The organism is Micrococcus sp. APC 4021 (genome assembly GCF_030407635.1).
Taxonomy (GTDB): domain Bacteria; phylum Actinomycetota; class Actinomycetes; order Actinomycetales; family Micrococcaceae; genus Micrococcus; species Micrococcus luteus.
Genome location: NZ_JASDCZ010000003.1, coordinates 13,926 through 27,597 on the forward strand (window position 1 = coordinate 13,926; position 13,672 = coordinate 27,597).

Below are 13,672 nucleotides of genomic sequence, written 5' to 3' on the forward strand. Positions count from 1 at the left end.
GCCATGGCCCTGCTCCTCGCGATCGACTCCTCCGCCGCCGCCTCCGTCGCCGTCCTGCGGGACGGTGAGGAGCTCGCGCACTGGGCCACGGACGACACCCACGCCCACGCCGAGGTGCTCGCCCCCGCGGTGCAGACCGTGCTCGGCGAGGCCGGCGTCACCGGCACCGCGCTGGACGCGCTCGCGGTCGGCGTCGGCCCCGGACCCTTCACGGGGCTGCGCGCGGGTCTGGCGACCGCGGCCGCCCTCGGCCTGGCGTGGGACGTGCCCGTGCACGGGGTCCGCAGCCTCGACGCGCTCGCCCACGCGGCCGGCGTCGACGCCTTCCGCCACGGGATCGAGGAGTTCGTGGTCGCCACGGACGCCCGCCGCCGCGAGGTCTACTGGGCCCACTACGCGCAGGTCGGCGGGCAGCCGACGCTGCTGCACGGCCCCTTCGTCTCGCCGGCGGACGAGGTCACCCCGCTGCCCGTCTACGGCGCGGGGGCCGGGCTCTACCCCGAGGCGCTGCGCGCGGTGCCGGACTGGGAGACGGCCACGCCGTCCGCCGTCGGGGTGGGGCAGGTGGCCGAGCTCGCCCTGCGGCGCGGCCGCGGCCTCGTGCCCGCCGAGCCGCTCTACCTGCGCGAGTCCGACGCCAAGGTCCCCGGCCCCCGCAAGCGGGCAGGCGCGTGAGCCCGGCCGAGCCGGCCCCGACCGACGACGGGCGCCCCGCCGAGGACGAGCACGGGCTGCCGCCCGGATACCTGCTGCGCCCCATGACCGTGTGGGACATCCCCGAGGTGCTCGCCCACGAGGCCACCCTCTTCCCGCTCGACGCCTGGCCCGCGCACTTCTACGAGGAGGAGCTCGCCCAGACCGGCCCCGCCGGCGGACGGGACGCGCACGGCCGCCCGCCCACCCGGGACTACCGCGTGGTCGTCCGCGACGTGCCCGCGCCCGGCTCCGCGGACGACGACGGCCCCGCCCCCGGCGAGATCGTCGGCTACGGCGGGATCATGGTGGTCGGCGACGTCGCCGACGTGCAGACCGTGGGCACGGTCGCGGCGGCGCAGGGGCGGGGGATCGGGGCGGCCCAGCTGCGCTGGATGGCCGCGGAGGCCGCGGCGCGCGGTGCGAGCTCGCTCATGCTCGAGGTCCGGGCCTCCAACGCCGCCGCCCGGCGACTCTACGCGCGCCACGGATTCGAGGAGCTGCATGTGCGCCGCCGCTACTACCCGGGCGGCGAGGACGCCGTGATCATGCGCAAGGCCCTGTGACCGGGCCGCTCACTAGACTGGAGCCCATGCCCACCGCCACCGCAGCCCCCCTCGTGCTCGGCATCGAGTCCTCCTGCGACGAGACCGGCGTCGGCGTCGTCCGCGGCACCGCCCTGCTGGCCCACGAGGTCGCCTCCTCCGTGGAGGAGCACGTGCGCTTCGGCGGCGTGATCCCGGAGATCGCCGCCCGCGCCCACCTCGAGGCCCTCGTGCCCACGATCCGCCGCGCGCTGGACACCGCCGACGTCACCCTCGCGGACCTCGACGCGATCGCCGTCACCTCCGGCCCGGGTCTGGCGGGCGCGCTCATGGTGGGGGTCGCGGGGGCGAAGGCGCTGGCCACGGCCCTCGGCACGCCCCTCTACGGCATCAACCACCTCGTGGCGCACGTGGGCGTCGGCATGCTGGACGGCGTGCGGCCCGCGCAGTGGGACGACCTGCCCGCGGACCTGGGCGCGCTGCTCGTCTCCGGCGGGCACACCGAGATCCTGCGCGTGGGCCGGATCAGCTCCGAGGTCGAGCTGCTGGGCTCGACCATCGACGACGCGGCCGGCGAGGCGTACGACAAGGTCGCCCGGCTCATCGGGGCGGGCTACCCCGGGGGCCCCGTGATCGACCGGCTCGCCGCCGAGGGCGACCCGACGGCCTTCCGCTTCCCGCGGGGGCTCACCGCGGGCAAGTTCGTCGGCAGCGCCGAGGAGCCCGGCCCGCACCGGCACGACTGGTCCTTCTCCGGGCTGAAGACCGCCGTCTCCCGCGCCGTGGAGCAGTTCGAGGCCCGCGGCCTCGAGGTGCCGCGCGCGGACATCGCCGCCTCCTTCCAGGAGGCCGTCGCGGACGTGATCACCGCCAAGGCCGTCCGCGCCTGCCGCGAGCACGGGCTCACCCACCTGATGCTCGGCGGCGGCGTCGCGGCGAACTCGCGCCTGCGCGCCCTGCTCGCCGACCGGTGCCGCTCCGCCGGCATCGAGCTGACCGTCCCGCCCGTGAACCTGTGCACCGACAACGGGGCGATGGTCGCCGCGCTCGGCGCACGCCTGGTGCGCGACGGCGTCGCCCCCTCCGACGCGTGGTTCGGCGCGGACCCGGGACAGCCGGTCGAGGTCGTCAGCGTCTGAGCGCGCCCGGCCCCTTGCCGCCACGCCCACACGTTCCGTAGATAGGGCCCATGACCGGCCATGAGCACCCCCGCCCCGAGTCCACCTCCGCCGCCGTGGACGAGCAGATGCTGGAGGACTTCCTCAATCAGCACCTGCTCGGCTCCCGCTCGGGCGTGAAGGCGTTCCGCGCCGCCGAGCAGACCTGGGCCGGCACCCCGCAGGAGGCCGCGCTGCGCCGCCTCGGCGACGCCGTCCAGGACGACCAGGACCGCCTGGAGGCGCTCATCGGCGAACTGGGTCTCCGCACCCCGCTGGTGGACCGGGCCGCCGGCGCGGCGGCCGAGGTCGGCGGACGCCTCAACCCCGTGAACGCGCTGCGCACGCGCGGCTCCGGCTGGACGCAGATCGAACTGGACCTGCTGCAGGGCATGCTCCAGGCCAAGTCCGCGATGTGGCACGTCCTCGAACAGCTCGCGCCGCACCTGCCGGCGGTCGACGCCGCCGAGATGCAGGCACTGCGTCAGAGGGCCGCCGACCAGCAGCGCGAGGTCCAGCGCATCACCTCCGCCACCCTCGAGGGCCGGTTCCTGGCCGGCTGAGGCCCGGGCTACTCCTCGCCCGTCTGATGCTCCCCGGACCGACCGCCGTGCACCTCGGCGGGCAGCTCGTCCACCGGGGCGACGACGACGTCCTGCAGCTTCCAGTCCAGGGCGGCGATCGCGTCCCGCAGCGCGCAGCAGCGGGCCACCGTCACGTCCGCCCCCTCGTGCGGCACCACGAACATCTCGACGTGGAACACGTGGCCCTCGTCTCGGACGCGGGCGCCCGCATGGCGCACCCACGGCTCCGCCCAGGCGACCCGCTCGGCACGGTCGATGAGCGGGTGCGGCCGGGCGCCGTCGATCGTGGTGGCGCGGCGGTCCGCCAGGTTCGTGACGGCCTCCTTGAGGTTCTTCCAGCCGTCCAGCACGATGCTCACTCCCACGAAGATCGCCGCAGCGGAGTCCGCCCACCACCAGCCCAGGCCGATGCCGGCCACGCCGACGATGGTGGCCACGCCCGTCTGCCAGTCCGCCTTGTTCATGTCCGCGTCCGCGTACAGCACGCGGTCGTGGAGCTGCTCGGCCAGCGTGAGCTTCTTGTGGCCGAGGATCATGGGCCCGGGCACGGACAGGGCCATCACGGCCATCATGAACCAGCCCTGCCACACGGTGTGCCCGAACAGGTCGAACGTGCCGATGGGTGGGTGCTCCGCCGTCACCAGGCCCAGGAGGGAGTCGCCGACGAGGACCACGCCCATCACGGACAGGGCGACGGCGGCCACGAGGTGTCCCACCCCGACGGACCGGTGAGAGCCGTAGGGCCGGGCCCGCGTCGGGGCCATGCGGGCCACGCGCAGGGCGATGAGGAACGCGATCGGCGGGATCAGGGACAGCAGGTCCTCGATCCACGCGGCCCGCATGGCCTGCGAGGAGCCCATCACGATCGCCACGAGGACGATCGTGACCACGATCACCCCCAGCGTCACCCATTCGAGCCGCTTGGCCTGCTGGACCACGCGCTCGATCTCCGGGGGCAGCTCCGTGGCGCCGAACCGGCGCCCGCTCGGCCCCGTCTCCCGGGTGTCCTGCCGCGTCATCGGGCCTCCTCCGCTGCGCGCTGGTCGAAGTACGCCTCGAGTGCCGTGAGCATCTGATTCTCACCCAGGGGCACGGCCATCACGAGCTTCACCGGCTCGCCGTCCGGGCCCTCCGCCTCGGCGTAGTCGCGGGTGATGCTCGCGTGCGACGTCCACGGGGACGCCGAGGTCAGGCCACCGGCCACCAGGTCCATGTCACCCTTCTCCAGCGCGGTCATGAGCGCCTCCTCCCCGGCCACGGTCCACTCGACGCGTGCGTCGTGCGCCGCCGCGAAGCCGCGGATCAGGTCGGGCTCGGGGCCGACGGGCTCGGCGCCCGAGGCGTCCACGTGGGGCGGGTGGTGCACGACGCCGGCGCGCAGCACCCCGCCCGTGACGCGGTCCAGGGTGCCGTCCGGGTCGGCGGGGTAGCCGGAGGAGGTGCAGGCGGTGAACCCGAGGGCGGCGCCCCCGAGCAGGCCCGCCAGGGCGGCCCGGCGGGTGATGGTCATCGTCCTCATTCCGTGGGCGAGTGCGAGCGGTGCCCGGCGTTGCCGAGGCCTTCGGCGCCGTCGAGATGGTCGAGCACGAGGCGGACCGCCTCCCGGGCGTCGGTGGTCTCGGACCAACCGGTCGCGGCGCGCAGGGCCGTGGTGTCCATGATGGGCACCGCTGCGGCCATGTCCACCCACCCCGGGTCGGTGGGCTGCAGCCGTGCCCGGTAGCTCAGCGCCGCGGCCGCGCGGAACAGGCCCACGGGCAGCTCCAGGATGCGGCGCGCCCCGAGGACGGTGCCCATGGTGTGCGCGTCCAGCACGGGGTCGGCGGCCACATTGAAGGCGCCGCCTGCCCGGTGGACGATCACGCGCCAGTACGCGTCCGCCACGTCCTGGGCCGTGAGCGCCTGGAATCGCAGGCCCCGCGGGAACGGAAGCACCGGAGTGCGCAGGCGGGCGACCAGCCGGGCGGGGACGAGGTCGCCCAGGAAGTAGTCCTTGATCTCGGGCCCGGCGGCGGACTGGAAGATCAGCCCGGGGCGCAGCCGGGTCACGAGCAGCTCAGGGTGCTCGGCCTGCACGCGGTCGAGGATCGACTCGACCTCGGCCTTCTGCGCGGCGTAGTGCGAGGTGGGGACCCCGGTGGTGGGATGGGACTCGGGCACGGCGCGGCCCTTCGGCCCGGGCCCGTACGCGCCCACCGAGGACGCGTAGACCAGGTGGGGCACGCCCGCCTCGGCCACGGCCCGGAACACCCGCTCGTTGCCGGCCACGTTGACGGCGCGCAGGTGGTCGCGGTCGCGGTTGGGGCGGATCACCCACACCAGGTCGACAACGGCGTCGGCGCCGGCCACGATCTCGCGCAGCCGCCCCGCCGCCGTGGGCTCCGCCACGTCCAGGCGGTGCCACTCGACGCCGTCGTAGGGCGCTCCGGCCCGGTCCGGGCCGCGCCGGCTCACGCCCACGATCGAGCTCACCTCGGCCGCGGCCTGGAGGCGGTGCAGGACAGCGGTGCCGACGTTGCCCGTCGCGCCCAGGACGACGATCCTCACGGCTTCAGGACCACCTTGATGCAGCCGTCCTCCTTCTTCTGGAACGTCTCATAGAGGGCGGGCGCGTCCTCGAGCGGGGCGGTGTGCGTGGCCAGGTCGAGCACGCCGAGGGGATCGGACGGGTCGTCGAGCAGGGGCAGCAGGTCGTCCACCCAGCGACGGACGTTGCACTGGCCCATCGTCAGGGTGACCTGCTTGTCGAACAGGGTGAGCATCGGCATCGGGTCCTTCATGCCGCCGTAGACCCCGGAGAGCGACACCGTGCCGCCGCGCCGGACCGCGTCGATCGCGGTGTGGAGGGCGCTCAGGCGGTCGACGCCGGCGGTCTTCATGGCCGCCCGGCCGAGCGCGTCGGGCAGCAGGCCCACGGCGGTGTGGGCCGCATGCCCCGCCGGGGAGGCGTGCGCCTCCATGCCGACCGCGTCCACGACCCCGTCGGGGCCGCGGCCGCCGGTGCGCTCGCGGAGCACCTCGGCCTCGCCACCGTCGGCGTCCAGGACCTCGATGCCGTGCCGGGCCGCCATCGCGCGGCGCTCGGGGACCGGGTCGACGCCGATCACCCGGTACCCCAGGTGCACGCCGATGCGTGCCGCCAGCTGGCCGATGGGGCCGAGGCCGAGCACCGCGAGCGTGCCGCCGTCGGGGACGTTCGCGTACTGGACCCCCTGCCAGGCGGTGGGGACGACGTCCGAGAGGAACAGCCACTGCTCATCCGGGCCGGTGTGCGGCACCTTCACGGGGCCGTAGTCCGCGTGGGGCACGCGCAGCAGCTCGGCCTGTCCGCCGGGGACGGAACCGTAGAGCCGGGAGTAGCCGAAGAGCGCGGCGCCGGAGCCCTGCTCCCGCACCTGGGTGGTCTCGCACTGCGACTGCAGCCCGCGCTGACACATCCAGCACCGGCCGCAGGAGATGGTGAAGGGCACGACCACCCGGTCACCGGGCCGGATGTGGGTGACCTCGGACCCGACCTCGCGGACGATGCCCATCGGCTCGTGACCGATCACGTCCCCCGCGTCCATGAACGGCCCCAGGACCTCGTACAGATGCAGGTCCGACCCGCAGATGCCGGTCGACGTGACCTCGATGATCGCGTCCGTCGGCTCCTGGATCCGCGGATCCGGGACGTCCTCGACGGCGACGTTGCGCTTTCCCTGCCATGTGAGTGCTCGCATGGTGCGACCGTAGACGCGCCGGACGGGCCGGGGGAAGCATGGAGACGCGGCAGGGCCGCCACCTCGCCGGGGGAGCGGCCGCTCAGCCGGTGCGGCCGTCCAGCGACGCGCGGGTGCGGGCGGCGGCGTCCAGCACGACCGCGCGCAACGGGGCCACCGCGTCATCCGTGTCCTCACCCGCGGCCGGCGGGCCGGCCAGGGCCTGTGCCTCCACGCGACGCTGACGCGCGGCGCCACCGTCGTCGATCATCGCCTGGACGCCGGCGAGCTCCGCCGCGCAGCCCAGCCGCTCGGCGACCGGGGTCAGTCGCTCGATCTCCGCCGGCAGGTGCTCCGCCAGCGGGACCTGGGTGCCCCGGGCGTCCACGATCACGGTGGCGTCCATGCCGTACCGGGCGGCGCGCCACTTGTTCTCCTGCACGTGCCACGGCGGCAGGACCTCGACCGTCTCACCGCGCTCCAGGCTCGCGGACAGGTCATCCACGAGGCACTGCGTGTAGGCGGTCACGGCGGCGATCTCCTCGAGCGTGGCCAGGCCGTCGCACGCGCGCATCTCCACCGTGCCCAGGCGGGGCACGGCCCGCACGTCCCAGCGGCACTCGGTGACGTCCGCGATCATGCCCACCTGCTCCATCTGGGCCACGCAGCGCTCGAAGCCCTCCCACTCCTGGAACTGGAACGGCAGGCCGGCCGTGGGCAGCTGCTGGAACAGGAGGGTGCGCTGGGACTGGTAGCCCGTGTCCGTGCCCGCCCAGAAGGGGGACGAGGCCGAGAGTGCGAGCAGGTGCGGCACGCGGTTGACCAGGCCGTTCACCACCGGCATGGCCTTGGAGACGTCGTCCAGGCCCACGTGCACGTGCACGCCGAAGATCAGCAGCTGCCGACCCCAGTACTGGGTGAGATCCAGCATGCGGTCGTAGCGCTCACTGGGCGTCGAGGGCTGCGCGATCGCGTCCGCGAACGGGTGCGTGCCCTGGCAGAACAGGGAGATGCCCCGCGCAGCCGCGGCGTCCGCCACGCGCGCGGCGATCCGGCCGAGGTCCGCCGTCGCGGCGTCCACGCGCTCGTGCACGCCCGTGACGAGCTCCACCGTGTTCTGCAGCAGCTCGCTGGTCATGTGCGGGTTCACGTCGTCCTCGGCGAGGCCCTCGGTCGCATGCAGGGTGCGCAGCAGGTCCGGGGCCTCGGAGCGCAGCTCGCCGGACACGGCATCCACGAGCGCGAGCTCCCACTCGATTCCGAGAGTGGACTGCGCGGAGTCGGCGAAGGGCAGAGTCATGCCGCCCATCCTAGAAGCCCCGGCCCGGTCTGTGCCCGGTGTCCACGCTCCGGACCTAGGGTGTGGGGCATGGCCCGTCCCCGCCCCGCCTCCCGCTCGCCGCGCCCCACGGCCGCTGCCTCGGAGGCGGACGACACCGCCCTGGCCCCCGTCCTCGAGCCGGAGGGCCGCGCACTGCTCGACTCCCTCGCCGGGTACCGCGAGGCCGACGCGCTCGCGGTCTCCTCCCGCCTGCGCGCCGCGGGGCACCCGCCCGAGCGCGTGGCCGCCGCGCTGACCCAGGCCGCGCTGCGGTCCCGGGCGGAGGCCCGCCTCGGGCCGGAGGCGCGCCGGATGCTGTTCACGCGCGACGGCCTGGAGCAGGCCACCCGCCCGCTGGTCGCGGGCCTGCATGCGGACCGGCTGGCGGCCGCGGGGGCCCGGCGCGTCGCCGACCTCGGCTGCGGTCTCGGCCTGGACGCGCGCGCCTTCGCCGACCGGGGCCTGGACGTCGTGGCGGTGGAGCGGGACGCCGTCGTCGCCGCGGCCGCCGAGGTGAACCTCGCCGGCCACCGCGGTGCGCGTGTGGTGCACGGCGACGCCGTGGCCTGGGCCCGCGCCCACGTGCCCGCCGAGGCGGACGCGGTGTGGCTGGACCCCGCCCGCCGTCAGGTCGGCGGGGGCGGGTCCGCGCGCGTGTTCGACCCCGAGGCGTTCTCCCCGCCCCTGAGCGTCGTGACGGACATTGCCGCGACGGGCGTGCCGGTCGGGGTCAAGCTCGGCCCGGGGCTTCCGCACGAGGCCGTGCCGGAGGGCGCCGAGGCCGAGTGGGTGAGCGTCGACGGCGACGTCGTGGAGGCCGCCCTGTGGTTCAACGCGGCGGCCCGCCCCGGGGTGCGGCGGGCGGCGCGCGTCATGACCGTCCGGGGTGGGGAGACGACGACGGCGCAGCTCGTCTCCGGCGCGGACTTCGGCGACTCGCCCGAGGTCGAGGCCGTGGGGGAGGAGGGCATGGCAGGGCTCGTCGGCGCGGTCCTGCACGAGCCGGACGGCGCCGTCATCCGGGCCGGACTCGTGACGGACCTGGCCGCGTCCTGGCCCGTGCCGACGCGGCAGCTGGACCCCCACCTGGCCTACCTCGTCGCGCCCGAGCCGGTGCGGGACGGCCTGGCCCGCGCCCATCGGATCGAGGCGGTGCACGGCTTCCACCTGGCCTCCCTGCGGCGCTGGGCGAAGGAGACCGGGGTGGGCCGGCTGGACGTGAAGAAGCGGGGCATCCGCGAGACGCCCGAGGAGGTGCGTCGCGCCGTCCTCGGCGGGGCGAAGCCGGGCCGGCGTGGCGGGGCCGGACGGCACGCCACCCTCGTGCTGGCGCGCGTGGGTCGGTCGCGGTTCGCCCTCGAGGTGACGCCGTTGGACTGACGGGGCTCGAGGCCGCGGGCCCCGGGCGGCGGGAGCCGTCGAACCCCCGTTGGGGGATTACGGCACCCTCGTGTACGGTATTCGACTGAGGCAAGGCTCACCTCCACGGGAGCGCGCCCACCACCCCGACTGCTCATCCCGGGGCAGCCCCGCCGCCCAGAAGGAGAACCATGCCGAGTTCCGCCCGCGCCCCCCGCCTCGCCCGTCTCGCCCTGACCTCGGTGGCGGCCCTCGCCCTCGTCGGCTGCTCCGCCGGCGGCGCGGCCACGGGCTCGTCCTCCGCGAGCGCCTCCGGCGAGTCCTCGGCCTCCGCGAGCGCCTCCGGCGAGTCCTCGGCCTCCGCGAGCGCCGCCGGCGGCTCCTCGGCCGCCTCGGGCGGCATCGCGACCGGGGTCACCGTCACCGACATGTCCGGCGCCGAGGTCACCCTGCCGGAGGAGGTCGACTCCGTCATCGCCACGGACAACCGCACCTTCCGCACCCTGGACGACTGGGGAGTCGAGCTGTCGGCCGCGCCGAAGCAGATCATGTACAAGGGCGAGGGCGGGCCCTCCTACCTCCAGGACGACTCGGTCGCCGACATCGGCAATCACCGGGAGCCGGACATGGAGCTGTTCGTCACGGCTGAGCCGGACGTCGTGTTCAACGGCCAGCGGTTCAACGAGCGCAAGGCCGAGATCGACGAGCTGACCGGCGACGCCGCCGTCGTGGACACGGACTTCGACGTCACGCAGACCCCCATGGACGAGGGCCTGAAGGAGCTGACCACCCTGCTGGGCGAGGCCACCGGCCACGAGGCCGATGCCGAGAAGCTCATCGCCGACTTCGACGCCGCCACCCAGCGCGCCAAGGACGCCTACGACCCCGAGCAGACCGTCATGGGCCTCATCGCCTCGGGCGGCGAGCTGTCGTACGTCGCGCCCAGCACCGGTCGCGCCATCGGCCCGTTCTTCGACATGCTGGAGCTGACCCCGGCCCTCGAGCAGTCGGGCACCGACAACCACCAGGGCGACGACATCTCCGTCGAGGCCATCGCGAAGTCGAACCCGGACTGGCTGATCGTCATGGACCGTGACGCCGCCGTCGGCGAGGAGAACGCCACCGCTGCCGAGCTGATCGAGCGCTCCGAGGCCCTCCAGGACGTGACCGCGGTGAAGGAGGGCAACATCGTGTACCTGCCCACCGACTTCTACGTCGCCGAGGACATCCAGAACCACACCACCGTCATGGAAGACCTCGCGAAGGCCTTCGAAGGCGCGCAGTGATTCTCGACGTGCGTCACCACGTCGCCGACGCCCCGCCCCGGCTCGAGGAGCCGGGGCGGGGCGACCGCGTGTGCTGGGTCCCGCCCGCCGTCCTGCGGCCCGAGCGCACCCGCTGGCAGCGCACTTGGCCGCTGCTGGCCGGCATCGTGGTGACCGCGGTCCTCGTCGTGGTCTCGCTGTTCGTGGGCGTGTACGACGTCGGCGCGGAGGGCGGACGCGAGATGTTCGCCATCACGCGCGTGCCGCGCACGGTCGCCCTCGTGCTGGCCGGCGCCTCGATGGCGATGTGCGGGCTGATCATGCAGCTCATGACGCAGAACCGCTTCGTGGAGCCCAGCACCACGGGCACCACCGAGTGGGCCGGTCTCGGCCTGTTGGTGACCATGGTGCTCGTGCCGGGGGCGGGCCTGGTGACCCGGATGGCCGGGGCCATCCTCTTCGCCTTCGTCGGCACCCTCGTGTTCTTCCTCTTCCTGCGGCGTGTGCGCCTGCAGTCCTCCCTCATCGTGCCGATCGTGGGCATCATGCTCGGCGCCGTCGTGGGCGCCGCCTCGACGTTCCTCGCCCTCCAGACGGACATGCTGCAGCAGGTGGGCGCGTGGTTCGCGGGCTCGTTCACCTCCGTGGTCCGCGGCCGGTATGAGCTGCTCTTCCTCGTGCTGATCGTGTGCGTGGCGGTCTTCGTCATCGCGGACCGCTTCACCGTGGCCGGCCTCGGCAAGGACGTCGCCACGAACGTCGGCCTCAACTACGACGCCGTGATCCTCACCGGCGTGGCCATGGTGGCCGTGGCCACCGGCGTGGTCACCGTGGTGATCGGGGCCCTCCCGTTCCTGGGGCTCGTGGTCCCCAACCTCGTGTCCATGGTGCGCGGCGACAACCTGCGGACGAACCTGCCCTGGGTGGTCATGGTCGGCGTGTGGATCGTGATCGTCTGCGACCTGATCGGGCGCACCGTGATCGCCCCGTTCGAGGTGCCCATCTCGCTGATCCTGGGCCTCGTGGGCGCGATCGTGTTCCTCGCCCTGCTGCTGAGGCAGGCCAAGCATGGCTGAGCCGCTCGCGACCGCCCCGGGTCGCATCCCCGCCCCGCCCGGTGGCGCCACCGCGGCCGGGCCCGTCGAGGCCGACGCCCCGCGCCGGTCCGGCGCGTTCGTCACCGCCGCCGACCGCCGGAGGTATGCGGTCGTCGTCGCCGTGCTGGCCGCCGTCGCCGTGCTCTCCACCGCCGGGATCCTGCTGTGGGGCAACGAGGCCGAACCCGGTTCGCGCGCGTTCTGGATGATCGCGCGGATGCGCGTGGAGTCCCTGGGCGTGATCGGGATCGTGGCGCTGTGCCACTCCTTCGCGACCGTCACCTTCCACACGGTGACGGGCAACCGCATCATCACGCCCTCGATCATGGGGTTCGAGGCGCTCTACACCGCCGTGTCGACCGTCGCCGTGTACGTGCTGGGAGCCGCGGGCGTCGCGGTGCTGACCGGGGTGGGGCCGTTCCTCGCCCAGGCCGCGCTCATGGTGGCGCTGGCGACGGCCCTGTACTCGTGGCTGCTCTCCCGGCCCTACGGCAGCGTCCATCTGATGCTGCTCGTGGGCGTGGTGCTGGGCGGCGGGTTGGCCGCGCTGAGCACGTTCATGCAGCGACTGCTGGACCCGAACTCGTTCGACCTGCTGAGCGCGCGGCTCTTCGGCAACATCTCGAACGCCCGGACCGAGTACGTGGCGATCGCCGCGCCCATCGCCGTCGTCGTGTGCGCGCTGCTGTGGCTGCGCTCCCGCCGCCTGAACACGGTGGCGCTCGGCGCCGACGCCGCGACCAACCTGGGCCTGCACCACCGGCGCGAGCTCATGGTGACGCTGCTGCTGGTCTCCGTGCTGATGGCCATGACCACCGCGCTCGTGGGCCCGATGACGTTCCTCGGCTTCCTCGTGGCGACGCTGGCGTACAGCCTCGTCGACACCCACGACCACCGGTTCATCCTCCCGGTGGCGGCGCTGGCCGGGTACGCGGTGCTCACGAGCGCCTACTTCGTGCTGCGGCACGTGTTCTACGCGGGGGGTGCGGTCACGGTGGTCATCGAGCTGATCGGCGGCATCACCTTCCTGGTCGTCGTGATGAGAAAGGGACGTCTGTGATCGAGCTGCGCGGCGTGGTGAAGCGCCACAGCGATGAGGTGTGCATCGGACCCGTGGACCTGGACATCCAGGCCGGGGGAGTGACCGCGCTCGTGGGGCCCAACGGGGCGGGCAAGTCCACGCTGCTGACGATGATCGGCCGGCTGCAGGACGCCGACGCCGGGACGATCGCCGTGGGCGGGCACGACATCACCACGACGCCGTCCCGGAAGATCGCGCAGACCCTGTCCATCCTGCGGCAGGAGAACCACTTCGTGACGCGGCTGACCGTGCGGCAGCTCGTGGGGTTCGGGCGCTACCCGTACACGCGCGGCCGGCTGACCCTGGAGGACGAGCGGCACGTGTCCGACGCGATCGACTTCCTCAACCTCGGCCCGTTCGAGAACCGGTACCTCGACCAGCTCTCGGGCGGCCAGCGGCAGCGCGCGTACGTGGCGATGGTGCTGGCGCAGAACACCGAGTACGTGCTGCTGGACGAGCCGCTGAACAACCTGGACATGCAGCATTCGGTGCAGATGATGCAGCAGTTGCGCCGGGCCGCCGACGAGCTGGGCCGGACCGTGGTGATCGTGCTGCACGACATCAACTTCGCCGCCCACTACGCCGACCGGATCGTGGCCATGGGCGACGGCCAGGTGGTGGAGACCGGCACCCCGGCCGAGATCCTGTGCCCTGAGGTGCTGGAGCGGATCTTCAAGACCCCCTGCAGCGTGGTGGACGGACCGCACGGGCCGCTGGCCGTGTACTACTGAGCGGGGCGACGGTGAGGCCGGCCCGGGTCGGTCCGGGCGGGGGTCGGGTGCCCGGCCGACGCGAGCGTTCCGTGGGCAGAACCCGCCGGGTCTCGCCTTCCGGGGGCAGAACCCGCGTGTTTCCAGGTTCCGTGGGCAGAA

At 73.9% G+C, this 13,672-nt stretch carries 14 protein-coding genes; 9 read left to right on the forward strand and 5 right to left on the reverse strand.

From position 1 onward, the window contains the following. The first annotated feature begins 3 nt into the window (after positions 1 to 3). From tsaB to QL983_RS00700, 4 genes are read left to right on the forward strand one after another with little or no spacing between them, the layout of a single operon-like run. Complete coding sequence (gene tsaB, locus QL983_RS00685; protein ID WP_044659434.1) at positions 4 to 675, forward strand: tRNA (adenosine(37)-N6)-threonylcarbamoyltransferase complex dimerization subunit type 1 TsaB; 672 nt, start codon at positions 4 to 6, stop codon at positions 673 to 675. Beyond that, on the forward strand, positions 672 to 1,259 hold the full coding sequence (locus tag QL983_RS00690; RefSeq protein ID WP_123243873.1) for a GNAT family N-acetyltransferase: 588 nt from the start codon (positions 672 to 674) through the stop codon (positions 1,257 to 1,259). Before tsaB ends, QL983_RS00690 begins: the two co-directional genes overlap by 4 nt. 26 nt (positions 1,260 to 1,285) lie before the next feature. Continuing rightward, a complete protein-coding gene (gene tsaD / locus QL983_RS00695) occupies positions 1,286 to 2,377 on the forward strand; it encodes a tRNA (adenosine(37)-N6)-threonylcarbamoyltransferase complex transferase subunit TsaD (RefSeq protein WP_122054531.1) in 1,092 nt (363 codons plus the stop codon). 50 nt (positions 2,378 to 2,427) lie between these two features. Continuing rightward, positions 2,428 to 2,958 (forward strand): hypothetical protein, encoded by a 531-nt coding sequence (locus QL983_RS00700; protein ID WP_049146667.1) that lies wholly within the window; start codon positions 2,428 to 2,430, stop codon positions 2,956 to 2,958. 8 nt (positions 2,959 to 2,966) lie between these two features. Here QL983_RS00700 and QL983_RS00705 read toward each other — a convergent pair whose 3' ends face one another. From QL983_RS00705 to QL983_RS00725, 5 genes are all read right to left on the reverse strand, one after another. Beyond that, positions 2,967 to 3,998 carry a cation transporter gene (locus QL983_RS00705; RefSeq protein ID WP_122054526.1) on the reverse strand — a complete coding sequence of 344 codons (1,032 nt, stop codon included), beginning with the start codon at positions 3,996 to 3,998 and terminating at the stop codon, positions 2,967 to 2,969. Then, positions 3,995 to 4,489: a hypothetical protein gene (locus QL983_RS00710; RefSeq protein WP_061867101.1), complete on the reverse strand. Its 495-nt coding sequence runs from the start codon at positions 4,487 to 4,489 to the stop codon at positions 3,995 to 3,997. The genes QL983_RS00705 and QL983_RS00710 overlap by 4 nt, the downstream gene beginning before the upstream one ends. Before the next feature lie 5 nt (positions 4,490 to 4,494). Beyond that, on the reverse strand, positions 4,495 to 5,526 hold the full coding sequence (locus tag QL983_RS00715) for an NAD-dependent epimerase/dehydratase family protein (protein WP_061867100.1): 1,032 nt from the start codon (positions 5,524 to 5,526) through the stop codon (positions 4,495 to 4,497). After that, complete coding sequence (locus QL983_RS00720) at positions 5,523 to 6,698, reverse strand: zinc-dependent alcohol dehydrogenase (RefSeq protein WP_102708508.1); 1,176 nt, start codon at positions 6,696 to 6,698, stop codon at positions 5,523 to 5,525. Before QL983_RS00720 ends, QL983_RS00715 begins: the two co-directional genes overlap by 4 nt. A gap of 82 nt (positions 6,699 to 6,780) precedes the next feature. Beyond that, positions 6,781 to 7,977 (reverse strand): glutamate--cysteine ligase, encoded by a 1,197-nt coding sequence (locus QL983_RS00725; protein ID WP_044659442.1) that lies wholly within the window; start codon positions 7,975 to 7,977, stop codon positions 6,781 to 6,783. A 69-nt stretch (positions 7,978 to 8,046) separates the two neighbouring features. Between QL983_RS00725 and QL983_RS00730 the strand changes: the two genes are divergently transcribed. The 5 genes from QL983_RS00730 (at position 8,047) to QL983_RS00750 (ending at position 13,531) form a co-directional block, all read left to right on the forward strand. Further along, entirely contained in the window at positions 8,047 to 9,378 is a 1,332-nt protein-coding gene (locus QL983_RS00730) for a methyltransferase (protein ID WP_122054524.1), read from the forward strand. 170 nt (positions 9,379 to 9,548) lie between these two features. Next, the gene (locus QL983_RS00735; protein ID WP_036315897.1) at positions 9,549 to 10,643 is read left to right on the forward strand and encodes an ABC transporter substrate-binding protein; all 1,095 of its coding nucleotides are present in this window, start codon (positions 9,549 to 9,551) and stop codon (positions 10,641 to 10,643) included. Further along, positions 10,640 to 11,698: an iron chelate uptake ABC transporter family permease subunit gene (locus tag QL983_RS00740; RefSeq protein ID WP_080695885.1), complete on the forward strand. Its 1,059-nt coding sequence runs from the start codon at positions 10,640 to 10,642 to the stop codon at positions 11,696 to 11,698. The genes QL983_RS00735 and QL983_RS00740 overlap by 4 nt, the downstream gene beginning before the upstream one ends. Beyond that, entirely contained in the window at positions 11,691 to 12,779 is a 1,089-nt protein-coding gene (locus QL983_RS00745; protein ID WP_036315899.1) for an iron chelate uptake ABC transporter family permease subunit, read from the forward strand. Before QL983_RS00740 ends, QL983_RS00745 begins: the two co-directional genes overlap by 8 nt. Beyond that, the gene (locus QL983_RS00750) at positions 12,776 to 13,531 is read left to right on the forward strand and encodes an ATP-binding cassette domain-containing protein (RefSeq protein WP_036315901.1); all 756 of its coding nucleotides are present in this window, start codon (positions 12,776 to 12,778) and stop codon (positions 13,529 to 13,531) included. The genes QL983_RS00745 and QL983_RS00750 overlap by 4 nt, the downstream gene beginning before the upstream one ends. Positions 13,532 to 13,672: the final 141 nt, after the last annotated feature.

What these genes read in the sequence shown, in the direction of transcription:
- tsaB (WP_044659434.1), top strand. Translation starts at nt 4, where the DNA reads ATGGCCCTGCTCCTCGCGATCGACTCCTCCGCCGCCGCCTCCGTCGCC.
- tsaD (WP_122054531.1), top strand. Translation starts at nt 1,286, where the DNA reads ATGCCCACCGCCACCGCAGCCCCCCTCGTGCTCGGCATCGAGTCCTCC.
- QL983_RS00700 (WP_049146667.1), top strand. Translation starts at nt 2,428, where the DNA reads ATGACCGGCCATGAGCACCCCCGCCCCGAGTCCACCTCCGCCGCCGTG.
- QL983_RS00705 (WP_122054526.1), bottom strand. Translation starts at nt 3,998, where the DNA reads ATGACGCGGCAGGACACCCGGGAGACGGGGCCGAGCGGGCGCCGGTTC.
- QL983_RS00710 (WP_061867101.1), bottom strand. Translation starts at nt 4,489, where the DNA reads ATGACCATCACCCGCCGGGCCGCCCTGGCGGGCCTGCTCGGGGGCGCC.
- QL983_RS00720 (WP_102708508.1), bottom strand. Translation starts at nt 6,698, where the DNA reads ATGCGAGCACTCACATGGCAGGGAAAGCGCAACGTCGCCGTCGAGGAC.
- QL983_RS00725 (WP_044659442.1), bottom strand. Translation starts at nt 7,977, where the DNA reads ATGACTCTGCCCTTCGCCGACTCCGCGCAGTCCACTCTCGGAATCGAG.
- QL983_RS00730 (WP_122054524.1), top strand. Translation starts at nt 8,047, where the DNA reads ATGGCCCGTCCCCGCCCCGCCTCCCGCTCGCCGCGCCCCACGGCCGCT.
- QL983_RS00735 (WP_036315897.1), top strand. Translation starts at nt 9,549, where the DNA reads ATGCCGAGTTCCGCCCGCGCCCCCCGCCTCGCCCGTCTCGCCCTGACC.
- QL983_RS00745 (WP_036315899.1), top strand. Translation starts at nt 11,691, where the DNA reads ATGGCTGAGCCGCTCGCGACCGCCCCGGGTCGCATCCCCGCCCCGCCC.